This window comes from Streptomyces blastmyceticus (assembly GCF_039521185.1).
GTDB classification, from domain to species: Bacteria; Actinomycetota; Actinomycetes; order Streptomycetales; family Streptomycetaceae; genus Streptomyces; species Streptomyces blastmyceticus.
Genome location: NZ_BAAABW010000043.1, coordinates 56,704 through 77,856, shown reverse-complemented (window position 1 = coordinate 77,856; position 21,153 = coordinate 56,704). Strand labels below are relative to the sequence as shown.

21 protein-coding genes and 8 tRNA genes are annotated in these 21,153 nt (G+C 72.3%); 17 read left to right on the top strand and 12 right to left on the bottom strand.

Going from position 1 to position 21,153, the window contains the following annotated elements; translation table 11 throughout:
- Positions 1-76 precede the first annotated feature (76 nt).
- Together cobA and ABD269_RS34745 are read left to right on the top strand one after the other, a co-directional pair.
- The gene (gene cobA, locus ABD269_RS34750; RefSeq protein WP_344124547.1) at positions 77-1,324 is read left to right on the top strand and encodes a uroporphyrinogen-III C-methyltransferase; all 1,248 of its coding nucleotides are present in this window, start codon (positions 77-79) and stop codon (positions 1,322-1,324) included.
- A 28-nt stretch (positions 1,325-1,352) separates the two neighbouring features.
- Complete coding sequence (locus ABD269_RS34745) at positions 1,353-2,171, top strand: TrmH family RNA methyltransferase (protein WP_344124545.1); 819 nt, start codon at positions 1,353-1,355, stop codon at positions 2,169-2,171.
- 24 nt (positions 2,172-2,195) lie between these two features.
- Here the strand turns inward: ABD269_RS34745 and ABD269_RS34740 are convergent, their stop codons facing one another.
- Positions 2,196-3,455 carry a serine/threonine-protein kinase gene (locus ABD269_RS34740; RefSeq protein WP_301894559.1) on the bottom strand — a complete coding sequence of 420 codons (1,260 nt, stop codon included), beginning with the start codon at positions 3,453-3,455 and terminating at the stop codon, positions 2,196-2,198.
- A gap of 611 nt (positions 3,456-4,066) precedes the next feature.
- On the opposite strand from ABD269_RS34740, the gene ABD269_RS34735 reads away from it, so the two are divergent.
- A complete protein-coding gene (locus tag ABD269_RS34735; protein WP_301888805.1) occupies positions 4,067-4,273 on the top strand; it encodes a hypothetical protein in 207 nt (68 codons plus the stop codon).
- A 220-nt stretch (positions 4,274-4,493) separates the two neighbouring features.
- Here the strand turns inward: ABD269_RS34735 and ABD269_RS34730 are convergent.
- From ABD269_RS34730 to ABD269_RS34705, 6 genes are all read right to left on the bottom strand, one after another.
- Positions 4,494-4,565, bottom strand: a tRNA-Val gene (locus ABD269_RS34730).
- Positions 4,566-4,588: 23 nt separating this feature from the next.
- Positions 4,589-4,660 (bottom strand) — tRNA-Val (locus ABD269_RS34725).
- A 14-nt stretch (positions 4,661-4,674) separates the two neighbouring features.
- A tRNA-Val gene (locus ABD269_RS34720) sits at positions 4,675-4,746 on the bottom strand.
- A 20-nt stretch (positions 4,747-4,766) separates the two neighbouring features.
- A tRNA-Val gene (locus ABD269_RS34715) sits at positions 4,767-4,841 on the bottom strand.
- A 1-nt stretch (position 4,842) separates the two neighbouring features.
- Positions 4,843-4,916 (bottom strand) — tRNA-Cys (locus ABD269_RS34710).
- A 37-nt stretch (positions 4,917-4,953) separates the two neighbouring features.
- Positions 4,954-5,026, bottom strand: a tRNA-Gly gene (locus ABD269_RS34705).
- 163 nt (positions 5,027-5,189) lie between these two features.
- Here ABD269_RS34705 and ABD269_RS34700 point away from each other — a divergent pair.
- Genes ABD269_RS34700 through ABD269_RS34690 form a run of 3 tightly spaced genes read left to right on the top strand, consistent with a single transcriptional unit; the run spans position 5,190 to position 7,940 of the window.
- Entirely contained in the window at positions 5,190-6,245 is a 1,056-nt protein-coding gene (locus tag ABD269_RS34700; RefSeq protein ID WP_344124561.1) for a chorismate-binding protein, read from the top strand.
- Positions 6,242-7,063 (top strand): aminotransferase class IV, encoded by an 822-nt coding sequence (locus tag ABD269_RS34695; RefSeq protein ID WP_344124542.1) that lies wholly within the window; start codon positions 6,242-6,244, stop codon positions 7,061-7,063. Before ABD269_RS34700 ends, ABD269_RS34695 begins: the two co-directional genes overlap by 4 nt.
- 40 nt (positions 7,064-7,103) lie before the next feature.
- Entirely contained in the window at positions 7,104-7,940 is an 837-nt protein-coding gene (locus ABD269_RS34690; protein ID WP_344124540.1) for a GNAT family N-acetyltransferase, read from the top strand.
- 36 nt (positions 7,941-7,976) lie between these two features.
- Here the strand turns inward: ABD269_RS34690 and ABD269_RS34685 are convergent, their stop codons facing one another.
- Positions 7,977-8,492, bottom strand: coding sequence for a DsbA family protein (locus ABD269_RS34685; RefSeq protein WP_301888809.1), 516 nt, complete (start codon positions 8,490-8,492; stop codon positions 7,977-7,979).
- 191 nt (positions 8,493-8,683) lie between these two features.
- On the opposite strand from ABD269_RS34685, the gene ABD269_RS34680 reads away from it, so the two are divergent.
- A complete protein-coding gene (locus ABD269_RS34680; RefSeq protein WP_301888811.1) occupies positions 8,684-9,142 on the top strand; it encodes a hypothetical protein in 459 nt (152 codons plus the stop codon).
- 171 nt (positions 9,143-9,313) lie between these two features.
- Here ABD269_RS34680 and ABD269_RS34675 read toward each other — a convergent pair whose 3' ends face one another.
- Together ABD269_RS34675 and ABD269_RS34670 are read right to left on the bottom strand one after the other, a co-directional pair.
- The gene (locus ABD269_RS34675; protein ID WP_344124535.1) at positions 9,314-9,877 is read right to left on the bottom strand and encodes a CGNR zinc finger domain-containing protein; all 564 of its coding nucleotides are present in this window, start codon (positions 9,875-9,877) and stop codon (positions 9,314-9,316) included.
- Between the two features lie 201 nt (positions 9,878-10,078).
- Positions 10,079-10,492: an SsgA family sporulation/cell division regulator gene (locus ABD269_RS34670; RefSeq protein WP_003959770.1), complete on the bottom strand. Its 414-nt coding sequence runs from the start codon at positions 10,490-10,492 to the stop codon at positions 10,079-10,081.
- Between the two features lie 192 nt (positions 10,493-10,684).
- Here ABD269_RS34670 and ABD269_RS34665 point away from each other — a divergent pair, with 192 nt between their 5' ends.
- From ABD269_RS34665 to ABD269_RS34650, 4 genes are all read left to right on the top strand, one after another.
- On the top strand, positions 10,685-10,825 hold the full coding sequence (locus ABD269_RS34665; protein ID WP_344124533.1) for a hypothetical protein: 141 nt from the start codon (positions 10,685-10,687) through the stop codon (positions 10,823-10,825).
- 59 nt (positions 10,826-10,884) lie between these two features.
- A tRNA-Val gene (locus tag ABD269_RS34660) sits at positions 10,885-10,956 on the top strand.
- A gap of 68 nt (positions 10,957-11,024) precedes the next feature.
- Complete coding sequence (locus ABD269_RS34655; RefSeq protein WP_344124531.1) at positions 11,025-11,507, top strand: SRPBCC family protein; 483 nt, start codon at positions 11,025-11,027, stop codon at positions 11,505-11,507.
- Positions 11,508-11,569: 62 nt separating this feature from the next.
- A tRNA-Val gene (locus ABD269_RS34650) sits at positions 11,570-11,641 on the top strand.
- An 88-nt stretch (positions 11,642-11,729) separates the two neighbouring features.
- On the opposite strand, the gene ABD269_RS34645 is transcribed toward ABD269_RS34650, so the two are convergent.
- Entirely contained in the window at positions 11,730-12,452 is a 723-nt protein-coding gene (locus ABD269_RS34645) for a 3'-5' exonuclease (protein WP_301888935.1), read from the bottom strand.
- A 169-nt stretch (positions 12,453-12,621) separates the two neighbouring features.
- On the opposite strand from ABD269_RS34645, the gene ABD269_RS34640 reads away from it, so the two are divergent.
- The 6 genes from ABD269_RS34640 (at position 12,622) to ABD269_RS34615 (ending at position 19,329) form a co-directional block, all read left to right on the top strand.
- A complete protein-coding gene (locus tag ABD269_RS34640) occupies positions 12,622-13,296 on the top strand; it encodes a DUF4365 domain-containing protein (RefSeq protein WP_301888936.1) in 675 nt (224 codons plus the stop codon).
- Positions 13,296-14,471, top strand: a complete 1,176-nt coding sequence (locus ABD269_RS34635) for a hypothetical protein (RefSeq protein WP_344124527.1) — start codon at positions 13,296-13,298, stop codon at positions 14,469-14,471. The genes ABD269_RS34640 and ABD269_RS34635 overlap by 1 nt, the downstream gene beginning before the upstream one ends.
- Positions 14,472-14,592: 121 nt before the next feature.
- Complete coding sequence (gene thrS, locus ABD269_RS34630) at positions 14,593-16,569, top strand: threonine--tRNA ligase (RefSeq protein ID WP_344124525.1); 1,977 nt, start codon at positions 14,593-14,595, stop codon at positions 16,567-16,569.
- Between the two features lie 82 nt (positions 16,570-16,651).
- Positions 16,652-17,215 carry an HIT family protein gene (locus tag ABD269_RS34625; RefSeq protein WP_301888941.1) on the top strand — a complete coding sequence of 188 codons (564 nt, stop codon included), beginning with the start codon at positions 16,652-16,654 and terminating at the stop codon, positions 17,213-17,215.
- Positions 17,216-17,317: 102 nt separating this feature from the next.
- On the top strand, positions 17,318-18,109 hold the full coding sequence (locus tag ABD269_RS34620) for a polysaccharide deacetylase family protein (protein ID WP_344124522.1): 792 nt from the start codon (positions 17,318-17,320) through the stop codon (positions 18,107-18,109).
- Positions 18,106-19,329, top strand: coding sequence for a YVTN family beta-propeller repeat protein (locus tag ABD269_RS34615; RefSeq protein ID WP_344124520.1), 1,224 nt, complete (start codon positions 18,106-18,108; stop codon positions 19,327-19,329). Before ABD269_RS34620 ends, ABD269_RS34615 begins: the two co-directional genes overlap by 4 nt.
- A gap of 66 nt (positions 19,330-19,395) precedes the next feature.
- Here ABD269_RS34615 and ABD269_RS34610 read toward each other — a convergent pair whose 3' ends face one another.
- Complete coding sequence (locus tag ABD269_RS34610; protein ID WP_344124518.1) at positions 19,396-21,048, bottom strand: hypothetical protein; 1,653 nt, start codon at positions 21,046-21,048, stop codon at positions 19,396-19,398.
- Between the last annotated feature and the right edge of the window lie 105 nt (positions 21,049-21,153).

Below are 21,153 nucleotides of genomic sequence, written 5' to 3'. Positions count from 1 at the left end.
CCGGACAGGGGACGGGCCCCGATGCGGGAGCCCATAGAGTGTCACCAGCACCCTGACCAGCCACTCCGGAGGAGCCATGGCCGAGCCCGCGCGCAGCGAAAGCGCCTATCCCGTCGGACTGCGTCTCTCCGGTCGGCGCGTCGTCGTCCTCGGTGCCGGCCAGGTCGCCCAGCGCCGGCTGCCCGCCCTCGTCGCGGCCGGCGCGGACGTGCTGCTGATCTCCCCGTCCGCGACCCCCTCCGTCGAGGCCATGGCGGAAGCGGGCGAATTCCGCTGGGAGCGCCGCCGTTACCGGGACGGCGACCTGGACGGCGCCTGGTACGCGCTGATCTCCACCGACGACCCGGCCGCCAACGAGGCGGCCTCCGCCGAGGCCGAGGCCCGCCGGGTGTGGGCCGTGCGCAGCGACGACGCCGACGCGGCCACCGCCTGGACCCCGGCCACCGGCCGCAGCGAGGGCGTCACCGTCGCCGTGCTCACCGGCCGGGACCCGCGCCGCTCCGCCGCCGTACGCGACGCCGTCGTGGAGGGCCTGCGCGACGGCTCCCTCGCCGCCCCGCGCTACCGCGCCCGCGACACCGGCGCCGGCCCCGGCAGCGTCGCCCTCGTCGGCGGCGGGCCCGGCGACCCCGACCTGATCACCGTGCGCGGCCGCAGGCTGCTCGCGGAGGCAGACGTGGTCATCGCCGACCGCCTCGGCCCCCGCGACCTCCTCGACGAACTCCCGCCGCACGTCGAGGTGATCGACGCGGCGAAGATCCCGTACGGCCGGTTCATGGCCCAGGAGGCCATCAACAACGCCCTCGTCGAGCACGCCCGCGCCGGGAAGACCGTGGTCCGGCTGAAGGGCGGCGACCCCTTCGTCTTCGGCCGCGGCATGGAGGAGGTCCAGGCGCTGGCCGAGCAGGGCATCCCCTGCACCGTCGTACCCGGCATCTCCAGCACCATCAGCGTGCCCGCCGCCGCCGGGATCCCGGTCACCCACCGGGGCGTGGCCCACGAGTTCACCGTCGCCAGCGGGCACGTCGCCCCCGACGACGCGCGCTCCCTCGTCGACTGGGCCGCCCTCGCCAAGCTGCGCGGCACGCTCGTGCTGCTGATGTCGGTGGAGAACATCGGCGCGATCGCCGCCACCCTCATCCACCACGGCCGCCCCGCCGCCACCCCCGTCGCGGTGGTCCAGGAAGGCACGACCGCCGCCCAGCGCCGCATCGACGCGACCCTCGCCACCGCGGGGGAGCGGGTCAAGGCGGAGGGCATACGCCCCCCGGCCGTCATCGTGATCGGCGACGTCGTGACGGTCGGCCCGGAACCCCGCGGCTGACCCGCACCAAAGAGGACCAGGACACAGCATGGCCGAGCTCATCACCATCGACGACCCCGACGACCCCAGGCTGCACGACTACACCGGCCTCACCGACGTCGAGCTGCGGCGCAGGCGCGAGCCCGCCGAAGGACTCTTCATCGCCGAGGGCGAGAAGGTCATCAGGCGCGCCGGGCAGGCCGGGTACGCGATGCGGTCCATGCTGCTCACGGCCAAGTGGGTCGACGTCATGCGCGACGTCATCGACGGGAGCGACGCCCCCGTCTACACCGTCACCCCCGAGCTCGCCGAGCGGGTCACCGGCTACCACGTGCACCGCGGCGCCCTCGCCTCCATGGCGCGCAAGCCGCTCCCGGACGCCGGTGAACTGCTGCGGGACGCCCGGCGTGTCGCCGTCCTCGAAAGCCTGGTGGACCACACCAACATCGGTGCGATCTTCAGAAGCGCGGCCGCCCTGGGCATGGACGCCGTCCTGCTCTCCCCGGACTGCGCCGACCCGCTCTACCGGCGCTCCGTGAAGGTGTCCATGGGCGCCGTCTTCTCCGTGCCCTACGCCCGCCTGGAGACCTGGCCCCAGGACCTGGAGACCGTGCGGGCCGCCGGGTTCCGGGTGCTGGGCCTGACCCCGGACGAGAAGGCCGTCTCCATGGACGCCGCCGCCCCGCACCGGCTCGACCGGGTGGCGCTCATGCTCGGCGCGGAAGGTGACGGGCTGTCGGCCCGCGCCCTGCGCGCCGCCGACGAGTGGGTCCGCATCCCCATGGCCCACGGCATCGACTCCCTCAACGTCGGAGCGGCCGCGGCCGTGGCGTTCTACGCCGTGACGACGGGCCGCCCGGAGAGCTGACGCCTCCCGGCCCCCGACGTGACGTCAGGAACCGTCCGGGGCCGACGGCGTGTCACCGGCCGCCGCCGGGCCCTGCGACGCCACGGGCACCTGGGGCAGCCCGCCCATGCTGTGCGCCGGGCCCTGGCAGCCCTGCGCCACCGCGATGCCCAGCGCGACCAGCAGCGTCACCACGACGAAGACCGTCAGGCGCTGCCGCAGCAGCCGCCGGTCCGGCCCCGGACGCCGGGCGCCGGAGCCCGTCCGCACACCGGGACGAGCCCCGCCGCGCGCCCCGCCGGGCCGCGCCGGACGCGGCACCGCCGGCCGGGCCGGGCCCGACTGGCGCGGCGGCTGCGGGCGCGGGGTGTGCGCCTGGACCGCACGCCGCTCGGTGCGCTGCTCCGCGTACTCCGTGGCCCGCCGGCCCGCGGGCCGCTCGGGCTCCCGGCGCGCCGCCGGGTGCCTGCCGTCCGGCAGCCCGTGCGCCTCGCGCGCCGCGATCTCCTTCAGCCGCAGCGACAGCTGGAGCGTGCTCGGCCGCTCCTCGGGATCCTTGGCCAGACACGCGTGCACCAGCGGCGCCAACGCGTCCGGCACGGCCATGAGCTGCGGCTCCTCGTGCACGACGCGGTAGAGCATGACCTCGGAACTGCCCTGGCCGAACGGGGAGTCCGCCGTCGAGGCGTACGCGAGGGTCGCGCCCAGCGCGAAGACGTCCGTCGCGGGCGTCACGGCGGCACCGCGCACCTGCTCGGGCGCCAGGAAGCCGGGCGAGCCGACCGCCGTCCCGACGTGCGTCAGCGTGCTCGCCCCGGTCGCCCAGGCGATGCCGAAGTCGATGATGCGGGGGCCCTTGGGCGACAGCAGGATGTTCGACGGCTTCAGGTCGCGGTGCACCACCCCCGCGTCGTGCACGGCGAGCAGGCCTTCGGCCAACGCCGCCCCGATGGACGCGGTCTGAGCCGCCGACAGCGGCCCCTCCTCGTTCACCTTGTCGTGCAGCGAGGGCCCCGGTACGTACTGCGTGGCGAACCACGGGCGGTCCGCGTCCAGATCGGCGGCCACCAGCCGCGCCGTGCACCCGCCGCGGATCCGCCGGGCCGCCTGCACCTCACGCGCGAACCGCGACCGGAACTCCTGGTCCTCGGCCAGGTCCGGCCTGATCACCTTGAGCGCCACCCGCTGCCCGCGCCGGTCGGAGCCGAGGTACACCACGCCCATGCCGCCTGCGCCCAGCCGGCGGTGAAGCCGGAACGAGCCGACGACACGCGGGTCCTCGCGCCGGAGCCGCATCATCGCCATCTTCATCCCCGCTGCCCGGTCCGTCTGACGTGCCCAGCTTACGGATTGCCGGGCGACCGCGCTGATAGGCCGCGCATGCGTCGGCGACCGGTTTGCCGGAGCCCCGTGGGATCCCCGACGCCCGGGCCCGGGGAGCGGGTTGCGTACGGCCGGGCCGGGTGCGATCCCCCAAGCCGCAGCCGGAGAAGGGGGATTGGGCGCCCCTCCGGCCTGCGGCGCGCCGCCGCGGCGGGCGTGGCGGACCCGGCCGGGGCGTGCGGAGCGGGCACGGGCCGGGGAGCGGAAAAGATGAAGATCACCCGGCGGTGCGGCCCGCCCGAAGTGAGCGAAGTCACGCCCGCGGCAGGCGTACGGGCCCCGGGCACCCCCTCCGGGAAGACCCGGGGACCGGGCCCGTCCGTCTCCAACCAGAGGAGTAGCCGCCCGGGGCCCGGTCATCCTCCGGGAGGCCCGGCAATCGGTACGAGGGCATGACGCCCCCGAGGGCCCCCGCGCCTAGTGTTTGAGGAAGAGCGGCGGGTGACGCACTCGTCCCCCGAGGTCAGCGCCCGCCGCTCGTCGATCACGGCAGGCGTGAACGGCGGGAAAGGGTCGCACGGCGGGAGAGGACCATGGCGCAATCCGCGGGACGTTCGGTCATCCGGACACAAGCCCAGCGGGCCGTCGATGCCTTCGGCCCCCGCCCGTCCGGCACCCGCCACCCCCTCGTCGCGGCGGCCATGGTGCTGCCCCTCGCGGGGTTCCTCGCCGTGGTCTTCGGCGGCTGGGACGCCGTCGTCACCCAAGCGTCGTCCGTGGCCGGAATGCTGGGGCGCTGAGGCGCCCCGGGCCCGGGAGAGCGGCCCGGGCCGGGGACAGGACCGGCTGATCAACCCCGTGGGGACGGGGGTACGGCGGACGGCACGACGGGCCGGGCACCTGGGGAGGTGCCCGGCCCGTCGCGCGTCCCGGCACGGCCGAGTGCCTGCACAGCTGGGTCCCGGCACGGAAAACGGCCGGAGGCCGGAGCTCTAAGCCCCGGCCTCCGGCCGATCCATGTGCGCGATACTGGGATTGAACCAGTGACCTCTTCCGTGTCAGGGAAGCGCTCTCCCGCTGAGCTAATCGCGCGGGGAGATCCGTGCGGATCTCGGTGGACGATACTGGGATTGAACCAGTGACCTCTTCCGTGTCAGGGAAGCGCTCTCCCGCTGAGCTAATCGTCCGGGATGTTACTGCGTGCGCGATACTGGGATTGAACCAGTGACCTCTTCCGTGTCAGGGAAGCGCTCTCCCGCTGAGCTAATCGCGCGGGAAGGTCCGTGCGGACCTTGGTGGACGATACTGGGATTGAACCAGTGACCTCTTCCGTGTCAGGGAAGCGCTCTCCCGCTGAGCTAATCGTCCTTGGAGGTGGAGACGGGATTTGAACCCGTGTAGACGGCTTTGCAGGCCGTTGCCTCGCCTCTCGGCCACTCCACCAGGAGTGCGGGGGTTCGGGAAGATCCCCCAGACTGCGAGCGGACGACGAGACTCGAACTCGCGACATCCACCTTGGCAAGGTGGTGCTCTACCAACTGAGCTACGTCCGCAGTGTCTGTCCGGTTCGCTTCCGCGTCCCGGCGACGTGTTGAACTCTAGCGGATTCCAGCGCCAGCTCAAATTCCGTTTCCGCAGCGTGCTGCGCTGATTGTCCGTCCCGGCCACCCGGCGTGGCCCCGCCATAGACTCGTTGACGTGCACCGCTCCCCTCCGATGTCCCTCCCGATGGCCCGCTTCGGCGGCCTCCTCGCCACCGATCTCCGCGACGTCACCCGCGACCCGGCAGCCCTGGACTCCACGGGCTGGTGGGCGGTGGTCGCGGACTTCGAGGGAGGTCTGCTGTGCGCCCGCTTCGGGGACGTACGGCCCGCGCCCGTCCCCACGGCGGACCCCGGCCGCTGGCACGGCCCCGCGCGCGAGGACTGGACGTCCTCCCTGGACCGGGCCGCCTATGTCGCGGGCGTGCGCCGCATACGCGAGCACATCGCGGCCGGCGAGGTCTATCAGGCCAACCTCTGCCGCGTCCTGAGCGCGCCCCTGCCGGACACCGCCGACGGCGCCCCCGCCGACATCGACGCCCTGACCGCGCTCCTCGCCCACGGCAACCCCGCCCCCTACGCGGGCACCGTCCGCCTGCCCGCCCACGGCGTGGAGGTCGCGACCGCCTCCCCGGAGCTCTATCTGCGCCGCACCGGCCGCACCGTCGAATCCGGGCCGATCAAGGGCACCGGCCGCACCGCGGCGGACCTCCTGGAGAAGGACCACGCCGAGAACGTCATGATCGTGGACCTCGTCCGCAACGACCTCGGGCGTGTCTGCGCCACCGGCTCCGTGACCGTCCCCGCACTCTGCGCGGTCGAACCGCACCCCGGCCTCGTCCACCTCGTCTCCACCGTCCGCGGCACCCTCGCCGACGGCGCCGGATGGGCGGAGCTCTTCGCGGGCACCTTCCCGCCCGGCTCGGTCACCGGCGCCCCCAAGGCCAGCGCCATGGACATCATCCGGTCCCTGGAGACCGCGCCCCGCGGCCCCTACTGCGGCGGCGTCGGCTGGGTCGACGCCGACCGCGGCACCGGCGAACTGGCCGTGGGCATCCGCACCTTCTGGATCGACCGCACCACCCGCCCCACCCTGCGCTTCGGCACCGGCGCCGGGATCACCTGGGGCTCGGACCCCGAGCGGGAGTGGGCCGAGACGGAACTCAAGGCGTCCCGGCTCCTCGCGATAGCGTCGGGCACACACCAGCCGCTCGGAGGGACGAAACGGTGACGATCTGGCTCAACGGCTCCCTGTACGACGAGGACAGCGCCCGCGTCTCGGTCTTCGACCACGGGCTGACGGTCGGCGACGGCGTCTTCGAGACGCTCAAGGCCGTCCACGGCAGCCCCTTCGCCCTGACCCGCCACCTCACCAGGCTGGCCGCCTCCGCCCGCGGCCTCGGCCTGCCCGCCCCCGACCTCGACGAGGTCCGCCGGGCCTGCGCGGCGGTCCTCGACGCCAACCCCATGCCGCTCGGCAGGCTCCGGATCACCTACACCGGCGGCCTCGCCCCCCTCGGCTCCGACCGCGAGGCCACCGACCCCACCCTCGTCGTCGCCCTCGGCCCGACCACCCGGCGGCCCGACACCACCACCGCCGTCACCGTCCCCTGGACCCGCAACGAACGCGGCGCGCTCGCCGGGCTCAAGTCCACCTCGTACGCCGAGAACGTCGTCGCCCTCGCCCGCGCCCGGGAACACGGCGCGACCGAGGCCCTCTTCGCCAACACCGCCGACGAGCTCTGCGAGGGCACCGGATCCAACGTCTTCGTCGTCCTCGACGGGGAACTCCACACCCCGCCCCTCGCCTCCGGCTGCCTCGCCGGGATCACCCGCGCCCTCGTCGTCGAGTGGACCGGCGCCCACGAGACCACCCTGCCCGCCGACGCCCTGGACCGTGCCGAAGAGATCTTCCTGACCTCCACCCTGCGCGACGTCCAGGCCGTGCGCGCCGTCGACGGACGCCAACTGCCCACCGCCCCGGGCCCCGTGACCGCCAAGGCCGCGCGGATCTTCGAGGAGCGCTCGGCCGCGGACATCGATCCGTAAAGCCCGTGACGTACGGGCGCGGGGCAGGTAGAAAACTTCAGTGACCACCACCCTGCGCCCCACCGCCCCCGAACAGCGCACCGCCGCCGGCGGCCGGTCCCGCTCGTACGAGGTCTGCGTCAACAGCAGACCCGTCGGCCGCATCGACCTGGCCACCGACGACCGGTTCGGCCCCACGGTCGGCCGGATCGTCCGGCTGGGGATCGACGAGCGGGACCGCCACCGCGGACGCGGCACCGTCGCCGCGCTCGCCGCGGAAGAAGTGCTGCGCGGCTGGGGGTGCGGCCGCGTCGAGGTCTCCCTGGACGCGGAGGCGGAGGTCGCCCTGGGACTCGCGGGCGCGCTCGGCTACGTCGAGCGCAACCGCAACATGGCCAAACCGCTCACCACCGCCCCCCGGCTGCCCGAGGGCACCGAGGGGCGGCCCATGGCCGAGGACGAGTACACCGCCTGGGACGAGCACGCGCGCGCCGCCTACGCCCAGAGCTGGATCGACCGGGGCGTGCCCGCCGACGAGGCGCACGCCAAGGCCGCGGCCGACCACCGCAGCGCGCTCCCCGACGGCCCGGCCACCCCCCACGCGCTGCTGAGGGTCCTCACCCACCACGGCACCGCCGTGGGCACCCTCTGGGTGGCCCTGCGCGACCACGGCCCCGACGAGCCCGGCGCCTACGTCTACGACGTCGAGGTCGCCGAGGAGCACCGCGGCCACGGCCACGGCCGCTCCCTGATGCTGCTCGCCGAGGCGGAGTCGCTGGCCGCCGGTGCCACGGAGATCGGGCTCAACGTCTTCGCGGGCAACACACCCGCCCTGCGCCTGTACGAGTCCCTGGGCTACCGGCCGACGGAGTACCACCTCTACAAGCCACTGCTGTAGCCGGTCGTGGCGCCCCGGGGGAGAGGGGAGGCGGGATCAGCCCGCCAGCAGCCGGTCCGCGATCGCCTCGACGCGGGACCGCAGACCGCTCTGGTCCTTGGAACCGTCCAGCAGCTCCCCGCCGATCACATACGTCGGAGTGCCCTTGACCCCGATGGCCTTCCCCTCCGCCTGGTCCGCGTCGACGATCAGCAGATGGCGGCCGTCGATCAGCGCCGTGTCCACCTCTTCGGCGTCCAGCCCCAGCTCACCGGCCACCTCGACGAGCAGCTCCTCGCCCCGGGCGGCCAGCTCCTCCACGCGGGCCAGCACCGCCTCGGCGTACGGCCACCCCTTGCCCTGCTCGGCGGCCTCCTCGGCGGCCTGCGCGGCCGCGTAGGAGTGCTTGTGCTTCTCCAGCGGGAAGTGCCGCAGCCGGATGTCCAGCCGGTCGCCGTAGTGATCGCGCAGGGCGCGCAGGTCGGTGAGGGCCGTCCGGCAGTCCGGGCACTGCAACTCGCACCAGACGTCGAGGGTGGCACGCGCGGTGGTGCCGGTATTGGTGTCGCTCATGGGGTCAGTCTCCCAGCCCCGGCGCTCTAGGGGCGCGTCAGCCCTGGGGAGGAGCGCGCCCCCGAGATGACCCCCAGATCTCCCCGAGCCCCCGGCCGATCGTGGCCAGTGCGGCGCGGCCCGGTGCAGGATGGAAGGAGGCACCCCGCCCGGGGAGCCCCCGCGCAGCGCGAGAAAGCAGGAGGAGCAGGATGCTCGCCTCGACGATCTGTGCCACGGCGGTGTCCGCGGCCGGCCTGGGCATCGCGGTGCTGACGGCCTACCGCAAGCGTTTCCTCGCCGCGGCCCGAATAGCCGCGTACGCCCTCGTCCCGGTCGGCCTGGCCATGACGGGGATCCTCCGCTGGGTCACCGGCCTGGTCTTCGACCCCGGGGTCTGGCTGGGCTTCGGCGTGCTGGCGCTCTCGGCCGTCCTCTTCATGATCACCAGAGCGGTGGAGCGGCGCGGAGCCGAGGGCGGCAAGGCCGGCCGCAAGGAGCGCAAGGCGGCAGCAGCCGCCGCGAGCCGCGAGGCACTGGCCCCCGGCGCCTCCGCTCCGTCACTGGATCCGGCCCGCACCGCGACCCGACCTCAGGCCAAGGGTAAGAAGGCAGGCGGGGCCGAGGACTTCTCGGATATCGAAGCCATTTTGAAAAAGCACGGCATTTAGCGAACCCGCCCCGACGGCCGCCCGCTTGTCGCCCCGTCAGCCATGGATGCTCCGGGCGACCGAATACCGGGCCGCCCCCGCGCTTTCCCGAATTTCTCCGTGCGATTTCCGGCATCCGCATTCCGGCATGTTTTCCCGGCCGTCGGACGCCCTTGCCGAAGGGGCGCTTCCTCAGCCCGTGGCTTCCTTGCGCCGGGCCCGGTACGCGGCGACATGGAGCCGGTTCCCGCACGTGCGCCCGTCGCAGTAGCGGCGCGAGCGGTTGCGGGAGAGGTCCACGAAGGCGCGCCCGCAGTCCGGCGCCTCGCAGCGCCGCAGCCGCTCCCGCTCGCCCGCCACCACAAGGAAGGCCAGCGCCATCCCGCCGTCCGCGGCGAGGTGTTCGGCGAGGGACGCCCCCGGCGCGAAGTAGTGCACATGCCAGTCGTAGCCGTCGTGATCCGTCAGCCGGGGCGTCGTCCCCGCCTCGGCCACCATGGCGTTCAGCAGCTCCGCGAGCGCCGCCGTCTCCCCGGCCGCGAAGGCCCGCGCGAACCGGTCCCGCACCGCCCGTACGGCCACGAGATCCCGCTCCCCGAGAGCGCCGACACCGCTGATGTCGTGGCGCTCGACGAACTGCCGCAGCGCGGCCGCGTCGGCGAGAGTGTCCGGCCCGCCCCCGGGCCCCGCGGTCGCGGTGTTCACGAGGTCGACCACGGCGTCGAGCGCGCACCGGGTGTCGTGGTTGATCAGCACGGTTCGTTCGCTCCCTGGCCGACGCGGGTTGGGGCGGCATTTGTTCGATCGGGAGCACCGACTCTAGCGGCTCCACAACGCGACGGCGCCGTCGCCCGCGGTGGATCCGCGGTGACGGCGCCGTACGGCCCGCACTGTGCGAGGTGTGCGCACCCGACCCCCCGAGTGGGCGGGCGCGCCGGGGTCAGCCCCGGCCCGGGCTCAGCTCTCGGCCAGGATGTGCGAGAGCTCCGTATCCAGGTCGAAGTGACGGTGCTCGGTGCCCGGCGGCACCGCGGCGTCGGTCCGCTTCAGGAACGACTCCAGGGCCCGCGCCGGGGCCTCCAGCAGGGCCTCGCCCTCGGGCGAGCTCAGGGCGATGCAGACGACGCCCTGACCGTGGCTGCGGGACGGCCAGACACGGACGTCTCCGGTGCCGGTGGGCCGGTGCAGCCCCTCGGCGAGCAGATCTCTGGCGAAGACCCACTCGACCGTCTCCTCGGCTCCGGTGTGGAAGGTGGCGTGCACTGCATACGGATCGGCCGTGTCGTACCGCAGGCCTGCGGGTACAGGCAGTGAGGATTCGCTCGACACGACGAGGCGCAGGTGCAGCTCGCAGCTGACCGTGGTGTTCATAAGCGCCAGGGCCTTTCGCTCAGTGTGCGCTCGGGGATTCGCACGTCGGCGAAATCGACATGCCACCTACGGTGCCGTTGTAAACCCCTCTGACCGTTTTGAGACTGTTCGGATACCTCGTACGGCGGAGCCGTTCCCCGGCGAATACCGCCATTCCGGTGAGTTCCGGTTCGGTCCGGTACGTTGGAGCGTATGAATGCGGAGAGTGACGAGCGGCGGCCCCGCGCGACGGCGGCCGGTGGCCGGACCGAGGCGCCCGCGCACGGGGAGCGGACCACGGCGGAGCCACCGGCCCTCGGCTCCCGGGCCCCGCAGTGGAACGCCCACCGCTGAGCCGCCCCCGAGCCGGTTCCGAACACCGTCTGACATGCGGTAATGTTTGCGGTGCGCCCGGGCGATTAGCTCAGCGGGAGAGCGCTTCGTTCACACCGAAGAGGTCACTGGTTCGATCCCAGTATCGCCCACACAGGACCGAGGGTCCGCAAGGTTTCACCCCTTGCAGACCCTCGGTTTTTTGTTGTGTCCTGGGCCCATGCCTCTCCCGTCGGTACTGGTCGACCCGAACCGGTACCGCTTCCACGCCGCTTGGGCCTTCCCCGTCCCGCCCGACACGCTCTACGCCTGTCTGGAGGTCCCGGAGGACTACCCCTCCTGGTGGCCCCAGGTGCGGGAGGTCAGGCGCACCGGCATCGACGCGGGCACCCTCCGGGTCCACTCCTTCCTCCCGTACGAGCTGGCCTTTGCCGTCCACGGTGGCCGCCGCGACCCCGTCGCCCGCACCCTGGAGATCGCCATGACCGGCGACCTGGAGGGCTGGGCGCGCTGGACCGTCCTGCCGCACGGGCGCACCGGCAGCCAGGCCCGCTTCGAGCAGGACGTCGAGGTGCGCAAACCCCTGATGAGGCGCCTCGCGATCCCCGCGCGACCGCTCTTCGTCGCCAATCACGCCTGGATGATGCGCGGCGGGCGGCGAGGGCTCCGGGCCCGCCTGGAGGCCGGAGGCGACCGAATTTGATGAAGCGCCGCCACGGCCTGTATTGTTCAGTGCGTTCCCGGGGGAGACCCCGAGAGCCGCTCGGGCGATTAGCTCAGTGGGAGAGCGCTTCGTTCACACCGAAGAGGTCACTGGTTCGAACCCAGTATCGCCCACCCCGAGAAGGCCGCCACGTCAACCGACGTGGCGGCCTTGTGCGTTGACCGGCAGCACGCCTTCCGCCGGCCGCACTTCCCGCCGCTCTCACGCCGCCGCGGGCAGCGCCGGCCGCAGCGGCCACGCCGGATCGCACGCCTCCTGCGAACCGTTGCGGGCGAACCACGCCTGGAGCCCCCGCGCCTGCGCCGCGTGCCACACCGCCTGCCGCGCGTGCAGCTCCACCGGCGTCAGCCGCTCCAGCCGCGCCGCGAAACGCCGCCCCACCGCCCGCACGACCTCCAGCGACGCCAGCGCGTCCGCGGCCGCGTCATGCGCACCCGTCAGCTCGACCCCGTACTGCGCACACAGATCCGTCAGCGTGCGCCGGCCCTTGCGATAGCGGTCCAGGTGCTTGTCCAGCACCCACGGATCCAGCACACACAGCGCCGCCGACCCGAGATACGCCGCCAGCGCCGACGCGCGGTGCCGCCGCAACTCCCGGTCCAGCAGCGTCAGATCGAACGGCGCGTTCATCACCACTATGGGTATGCCGTGCGCCGCCTGCTCGGCCAGCGACCGCGCCACCTCCTCCATCACGGGAGCCGGCCAGCGCCCGTTCCGCTGGAGGTGCTCGTCCGTCAAGCCGTGTATCGCCGTCGCCCCCGGCGGAACCGGGACCCCCGGATCCACCAGCCAGCGGGTGACCGACGGCGGCGCCCCCTCCGACGACTGCACCACCACCGCAGCCGAGACGATCCGGTCGTGCTCGACATCGACTCCCGTGGTCTCGGTGTCGAAAGCGGCGAGTGGTCCCTCGAACCAGCACATGTGCCCAACTCCTCGCGCTTGTCTGCCGAATGGCGTGTTTTCGCCCTCCCCGCGAGGTGATACCCGGGGAATCCGTCACGCGAACCGCCCTTGTTTGCAGTGGAGTTGCAAAGGAGACAACACAGATGTACGGACCGGAGGGTCCGACGACGCCCGGAGGGATTCGGACATGGCGTTCCCGCGGCCCGAACGGGGCGGGCCGGCCCCCGCGAACGGAAGGCGCGACCGGCCAGGACCGCCCGAGCCCACGCGCGGCGCACTCGCCACCACCGCCTGCATGGAGACGCTCCAGGTCGGCTATCTGCACGCGGTCGCCGCGGCGGCCGGCTGCTCCCTGGCCCAGCCCTTCCCCGACTACGGCATCGACTGGCACGTCAGCCACAGCGCCCCCGGCCACACCGTCGACGACGAAGTCACCATCAAGGTCCAGCTCAAATGCACCTATCAGCTGGGCCCCCGGCTGCCCGCCCGCCCCGACCCCCGCCCGGCCAGACCACCGGGCACCACCCGCCCCACCGACCGGCTCGACCCCCGCCCACCCCCGCAGCCCGCCCCGACCTTCGCCTTCACCCTCGACAACGACCACCTGGCCAAGCTCGCCCGCACCCCCGTCTCGGTCCACAAGATCCTCGTCGTGATGATCGTGCCCCGCGCCCGCGACGACTGGATCCGCGCCGGACACGACAACCTCGAACTACGGCACTGCTGCTACTGGACCAACCTCGCCGGACACCCGGTGACCGGCAGGAGCAGGACCACCGTGCGCATCCCCACCACACGCATCTTCGACGACCGTGCGCTCTGCGAGATCATGACGCGGGTCGGGGCGGGAGGGAGACCCTGATGCACCGGCCGAGCCACCGCTCCGCACGACCCCCCACCCCTCCCGACCCCGCCGTCCTCGGCGCCCTCCTCGCCCGCCACGGCTGGCGGCGGCGCGGCGGCACCCCCGGCGCGTACAGCCGCTGGACCCCGCCCGACGGCACCGGCACCAGCCTGCTGCTCCCCGAGAGCCGCGGCTACCCCGACAGCGCCGACCTGCTCACCGAGGCGCTCACCGCCCTCGAACGCAGCCCCGCCCCCTCCGCGCGCGACATCCTCCTGTCCCTGCGCGTGCCGGGCGACGAGATCCGCTGGCGGCGCGAGGTGCCCGACCCCGGCGTCCCGGCCGCCGTCTGGGCGGCACAGGAGCGGTTACGGGCCGGGGCGCGGGCGATGCTGCTCGCCGCCGCCCTCGCCGCCCATGAACCGGCCGGCTACCACGGCGCCCGCCACCGCCGTCGCGCGGAGGCCGCCCTGGACCGGCTGCTGGTCGGGCCCGCGCCCGGCGGCCGGGAGCTGACCGTCTTCCTGCCCGTCGGATCCGAGGAAGGCGGCGGCCGCCCGGTCACCACCGCCCTGCTCCGCGCCCTCTACGCGGCCCGGGACGCCACCGACTACCAGCGCGCCACCGGGGGCCGGGAGGCATTCGAGTCCGCCGTCGAGGCGGGGGTGTGCCAGGAGCTGACCGAGGCGATCATCACGCTCGTACGCGGCTCCGAGGGCATCCGCATGGACCTGCACTGGTCGCCGACGACGGGACCGCCCGAGGGCTTCGCCGCGCACCCCGAGCCGGTGGAGTTCTCGCCCGGAGACCTGCCCGTACTCCGCGAGGCGGGCGCCCGCTACGTCCGCAACGAACCCTCGGTGCCCGTACGGCTCACCGGCGCCGTGGTGCGGATGCGCCGCGACCGGCCCGGCGGGGCGGGAGTGGTACGGCTCCGGGTCCTCACCGGAGCGGAGGTGACCCAGGTGCGGATCGCCCTCGGCGAGGACGACTACCGCATCGCGGGCCACGCGCACCTGCTGGGGCTGCCGGTCCGGGTGAGCGGACGGCTGGAGAGCCGGGGCGGCTTCCGGCGGCTGGCGGACGCGGCCGGCGTCATGCCCGTGACCGTGGACGACGCCGAGCGGGACCGCCTGCTCAAGACGCTGCAGGAGAATCCGGACTTCTTCGAGGAGGCCTGCGAGGGCGAGTGACCGGCCCGGTTCCCGGGCCCTCCGTACGCGGTGGCAAACCGTTTCGCGACCAAGGGGCCGGGCTCGGTACGATTCAGGCGCGCAGTGTCCACTGTCGCGCCCCCTGAGTCAGGAGAGACCGGTGTCAGACGTCCGTGTGATCATCCATCGCGATTCCGAGCGGGAAGAGCGCGTGGTGACGACGGGCACTACTGCCGCCGACCTGTTCGCCGGGGAGCGCACCATCGTCGCCGCACGCATCGCGGGCGAGCTGAAGGACCTCGCGTACGTCGTCGTCGACGGCGAGGAGATCGAGCCCGTCGAGATCTCCTCCAAGGACGGCCTGGACATCCTGCGCCACTCCACCGCGCACGTCATGGCGCAGGCCGTGCAGGAGCTCTTCCCCGAGGCCAAGCTGGGCATCGGCCCGCCGGTCAAGGACGGCTTCTACTACGACTTCGACGTCGAGAAGCCCTTCCACCCCGATGACCTCAAGGCCATCGAGAAGCGCATGCAGGAGATCCAGAAGCGGGGCCAGAAGTTCTCCCGCCGCGTGGTCACCGACGAGGCCGCCCGCGAGGAGCTCGCCGACGAGCCGTACAAGCTGGAGCTGATCGGCCTCAAGGGCTCCGCCTCGCACGACGACGGCGCGGACGTCGAGGTGGGCGCGGGCGAGCTGACCATCTACGACAACCTCGACCCGAAGACGGGCGAGCTGTGCTGGCGCGACCTCTGCCGTGGTCCGCACCTGCCGACCACGCGGTTCATCCCGGCGTTCAAGCTCATGCGCAACGCCGCCGCGTACTGGCGGGGCAGCGAGAAAAACCCGATGCTCCAGCGCATCTACGGCACCGCCTGGCCGTCGAAGGACGAGCTGAAGGCACACCTGGAGTTCCTGGCGGAGGCCGAGAAGCGCGACCACCGCAAGCTGGGCTCCGAGCTGGACCTCTTCTCCATCCCGGACGAGATCGGCTCGGGTCTCGCGGTCTTTCACCCGCGCGGTGGCATCATCCGCCGGGTCATGGAGGACTACTCGCGCAAGCGGCACGAGGAAGAGGGGTACGAGTTCGTCTACACCCCGCACGCCACCAAGGGCGCCCTCTTCGAGAAGAGCGGCCACCTGGACTGGTACGCCGACGGCATGTACCCCCCCATGCAGCTCGACGCGGGCACGGACTACTACCTCAAGCCCATGAACTGCCCGATGCACAACCTGATCTTCGACGCGCGTGGCCGCTCGTACCGTGAGCTGCCCTTGAGGTTGTTCGAGTTCGGTACGGTCTACCGCTACGAGAAGTCGGGCGTCGTCCACGGCCTGACCCGTGCCCGTGGCTTCACGCAGGACGACGCGCACATCTACTGCACCCGCGAGCAGATGGCGGAGGAGCTCGACACGACGCTCACCTTCGTGCTCGACCTGCTGCGCGACTACGGCCTGAACGACTTCTACCTGGAGCTGTCCACCAAGGACCCGGAGAAGTTTGTCGGGAGCGATGAGACTTGGGAGGAGGCCACCGAGACCCTGCGCAAGGTGGCCGAGAAGCAGGGCCTCGAACTGGTCGCCGACCCGGGCGGCGCGGCCTTCTACGGCCCGAAGATCTCGGTGCAGACGCGGGACGCCATCGGTCGTACGTGGCAGATGAGCACCATTCAGCTGGACTTCAACCTGCCCGAGCGTTTCGACCTCGAGTACACGGCGGCCGACGGCACCAAGCAGCGTCCGGTCATGATCCACCGTGCGCTCTTCGGTTCGATCGAGCGCTTCTTCGCGGTCCTGCTGGAGCACTACGCGGGCGCGTTCCCGGCGTGGCTGGCCCCGGTGCAGGCGGTCGGCATTCCGATCGGTGACGCGCACGTCGAGTACCTGCAGGAGTTCGCCGCCGAGGCGAAGAAGAAGGGTCTGCGGGTCGAGGTCGACGCCTCGTCGGACCGGATGCAGAAGAAGATCCGTAACGCTCAGAAGTCCAAGGTGCCGTTCATGGTCATCGCGGGTGACGAGGACGTCGCCAACGGTGCGGTGTCCTTCCGCTACCGCGACGGGTCGCAGGAGAACGGCATCCCGGTTGACCAGGCGATCGCCAAGCTCGTGGACGTCGTAGAGCGCCGCGTTCAGGTCTGATGCGTTTCCCCGCACTCGCGGGGGCAAGAGGGGCGGCCCATCAGGGTCGCCCCTCGTCGTATGCCGCCCCGCCCCGGGGAATATGCTGCTCACCATGACGACTGAGCCGGAGCAGCAGATCGGAGTAGGGTCCCCGGACGCGTTCCAGCGCCTGTGGACGCCCCACCGGATGGCGTACATCCAAGGGGAGAACAAGCCGAGCGGCCCGGGCGCCGGTGACGGCTGTCCGTTCTGCTCGATTCCGGCCAAGTCCGACGAGGACGGCTTGATCGTCGCGCGCGGCGAGCGCGTCTACGCGGTGCTGAATCTTTATCCCTACAACGGCGGACACCTCATGGTCGTCCCGTTCCGCCATGTCGCCGACTACACCGAGCTCGACGAGGCCGAGACGCTGGAGCTCGCCGACTTCACCAAGCGGGCGATGGCCGCGCTGCGCGCGGCCTCCGGTGCGCACGGCTTCAACATCGGCATGAACCAGGGTGACGCCGCGGGCGCGGGCATCGCCGCCCACCTGCACCAGCACGTGGTTCCGCGCTGGGGCGGGGACACCAATTTCATGCCGGTCGTGGGCCACACCAAGGTGCTGCCCCAACTGCTTGCGGACACCCGCAAGATGCTCGCGGACGTCTGGCCCGCCGGTTCCTGAGGCGGCCGGGTTCACCCGTATACCCGGGCGGACGGTGACACGCGTCCGTGAAAAGCGGGCAAATCTCCCAAAGTCTTAATAACAAGAAGTTCTAATGGAGCGGTGACCTTCCTTCACCGCCGCACCGTGTTGCGCGCGGCCGCCGGTGGCGCCCTCGCCGGGGCGGCCGCCGTGGGCTGCGGCCGGAACGACGGGTCCACCGGCTCCCGGGCCGCCGACCCGTCCGTACGGGCGACGGCGCCGCCGCGGCCTCCCGGATCGCCGTCCGCCCTGCCCGTGCTCCCGGCGGGGCTGCCCGTCCAGATCGAGCACGGCCCCCGTACCGGCACGGCCGTGGCGCTCACCTTTCACGGCCAGGGCGACCCGCGGTCCGCGACCGGGCTGCTGGGGGAGGCCGAGCGGGCCGGGGCGCGGGTGACCGTGCTCGCGGTCGGCGAGTGGCTCGACGCCCACCCCGAGATGGCGCACCGGATCCTCGACGGCGGTCACGAGCTGGGCAATCACACCATGCGCCACCTCGACATCTCGGCGATGGGCGAGGCCGACGCCTATGCGGAGATCACCCGGTGCGCGGACCGGCTGCGCCGGCTGACGGGCGGGATCGGGCGCTGGTTCCGGCCGTCGCGCGCGCAGTTCGCCACCGACCGGGTGGCCGGGCTGGCGCGCAAGGCCGGTTATCAGCACGTCCTCTCCTACGACGTGGACTCCCTCGACTTCACCGACCCCGGCGCGGAGGAGGTCCGGCGTACGGTGCTGGGCGCGGTGCGGCCCGGGTCGGTCGTGAGCCTGCACTTCGGGCACGACGGCACGGTGGCCGCGCTGCCCGCGATCCTCGACGGCCTGCACCGCCGCGGTCTGCGTGCGGTGACGACTACGGAGCTGCTGACCCGATGATCCAGTCCTCGCACGACCGACACTGCCGTCGCTCCCCTCTCCGGTCCCGTTTCCGTGGTGCCCGCCTGGCCCTCCTGTGTGTCACCGCCGGTGCTCTCCTGGTCTCCGGCTGCGGCGGGGATTCCGGTGACGAGGCGGCCGACGCGCATCCGCGCGAGGGCACGCACCGGAAGGCGCAGGCGGCTCCGCAGGGGCTGCCGGGGATGCCGCCGCTGCTGGATCCGCACGACCTGTACGCGGCGGACCGGCCGAATCTGCTCTCGCCGGTGGTGAAGGACTTCCCGTCGCGGGTGTATGTGCCCAATACGGAGTCGGACTCGGTCAGCGTCATCGACCCCAAGACGTACAAGGTGATCGAGACGATCCCGGTGGGGGCCCAGCCGCAGCACGTGGTGCCGTCGTGGGACCTGAAGACGCTGTGGGTCAACAACGACCGGGGGCACACCCTGACGCCCATCGACCCGGCGACCGGCAAGGCGGGGAAGCCGGTCGACGTGCACGATCCGTACAACCTCTACTTCACGCCCGACGGCAAGTACGCGGTGGTGATGGCGTCGATGGACCGGGAGCTGGTCTTCCGGGACGCGCACACGATGAGGCGGAAGAAGACGGAGCCGGTGAAGTGCAAGGGGGTCAACCACGCGGACTTCTCGCCGGACGGGAAGTACTTCATCGTCTCGTGCGAGTTCTCGGGGGAGCTGCTCAAGGTCGACACGGCGAAGATGAAGGTCATCGGTCAGCAGAAGCTGCCGTTCGACGGGGCCATGCCGCAGGACGTGAAGATCTCCTCGGACGGCAGGACGTGGTACATCGCGGACATGATGGCGGACGGCATCTGGGTGCTGGACGGTGACAAGTTCACGGAGCCGTGGCTGATGCCCACGGGCAAGGGGGCGCACGGGCTGTACGTCAGCCGGGACTCGAAGTCGATGTACATCTCCAACCGGGGCGAGGGGTCGATCTCGGTGCTGGACCTGCCGAGCCGGAAGCTGGTGGAGAAGTGGGAGCTGCCGGGCGGCGGCAGTCCGGACATGGGCGGGGTGTCGGCGGACGGCAAGGTGCTGTGGCTGTCCGGGCGTTATGACTCGGAGGTGTACGCGATCGACACCAGTGACGGGCATCTGATCGCGAAGATCCCGGTGGGCGCGGGGCCGCACGGGCTGGCCGTCTATCCGCAGCCGGGGCGGTATTCGCTGGGCCACACCGGGATCTTCCGGTGAGGCCCGGCGGTTGACGGCGGGTCAGGCGGGTCGGGTGGGGCGCCTGCTCGGGGGCGCCCCACCGGCTCAGGCGTTGTAGACGTCGGCCGCGCGCGGCTGGGGGTCCTGGACGGCGCCGCTGAGGTTCATGGCGCGGCCGGCGAAGCGCTCGGTGTTCACGCCGTTCTCCGCGAGGACGCGGAGCGCGGCCTCGTGGACGACGCGGAGGACGGGGGTGGTGGCGCGCAGCGCGTCGTCGGCCATGAAGCGGTGGCGCCAGGGCTTGTCGGCCCAGGCGTGGCGCAGGCCGAAGGGCTCGGGCAGGACGAGCTTGCCGCCCCAGAACTCCAGCAGGGGCGGGTACCAGGTGAGGGGGGCGCGGGCGGCGAGCCGGACGACTTCCTTGGCGGGCACGATCGACAGGTTCCGGGTGCGGGTCTCCCAGAATTTGACGGTCTTGGTGACGGTCTTGGTGCGGGGTGAGGGCTTGCCCATGAAGAGGCCGTGGACGGGGCCGAGGGCGTGGCCGGTGACCTCGATGCGCAGGGTCTTGTGCAGGACGGTGACGGTGATCAGGAGGGTGATCACCAGCTGGCCGTCCCAGAGGACGAACTGCACGCCGAGATAGTGCCTGCTGCCCGCGCCGAACTGCTGCTCGTTGCAGATCTTCTGGAGCTCCGCGCCCCGTATCTGGAAGCCGTCGGTGCCTTCGGGGCGGGAGACGGCGCCCGCGCCCTCGCCGACGGGGGAGACCACCCAGTGCTCGACGGCCGGGGTGGGGAAGCCGCCGGTGTGCAGGGGGCTGCGCTCCAGCAGGCGGAGCTGGTCGTGGATGGCGCGGATGACGTCCCAGCTGCGGAAGGGGTTGATCTCCTTCTCGGGGTCGGCGGGGACGAGTTCCTCGGCGAGCTGCCAGCTGCCCCAGCGGGTGCCCATGCCGAGTATGCCCTTGGGGCCCGCGTAGAAGACGACGTTGCTGTGCTGTTCGGCGGAGAGCCGTTCCAGGGACTGGCGCAGGCGCTCGGCGGCGGTCTCGCCGGGGTTCTTGGGCACGGCTTCCGGGATCTTCGCGCCGATGCCGCCGCCGGAGAGCAGGCCGGTCCAGCGGTCGCGGAGGTCCTTGGCGGTGTTCTCGCAGACGCGGTGGGCGAGGAAGCCGCCGATGAGGGGGGCGATGAGCATGGCGCGGAGGTAGATGCCCCAGAAGCCGTGGAACGGCAGCTTGATCATGAAGATGACCGCGCCGATGCCGAGGGCCGCGAGGAGGGCCATGGCGAGCGCGCCGGCCTTCTTGTTCTGCGCGCCCGCGAAGGAGCGGCGCAGCTGGAAGGCGCCGAGCCACAGGAGGACGCCGGGGAGGAAGAGCACGCCGGCGACGAGCATGATGACGGTGAGCCGGATGTCGCGCTGTTTGCGGATGCGGCTGGCGGCCAGGCAGTGCTCGACGACGGGCTGGGGGTCGAGGCCGAAGGACTGGATGAGGGGTTTGCGGCCGCCGCCGAGCACGCGGAGCTGCACGGCGCGGGAGAAGGCCTCGCCCAGGTTGGGCTCGAACAGCGATATGCGGGGCGGCTTGACCTCGGAGGTGGCCCAGTCGGAGTTGGCGTCGAGGAGCTTGTCGACGGGGCCGTCGCGGTAGGCGGCGGAGGCGAGCGCCTGGGTCGCGGCGGTCTGCCCGGAGGAGCCCGAGAGCGGGATCTGCGCACCCGGGCTGAAGTCGAACGGATCCCCTGCTGCCACTGCTGCCCCCAATGCCGCGCATGCCCGATGACGCGGCCGCTTCCGACGGCCGCCCGTGTCATACGTGTTGGTCCGCGTATCCAGCGTATCCGGGCGAGGTGCCGG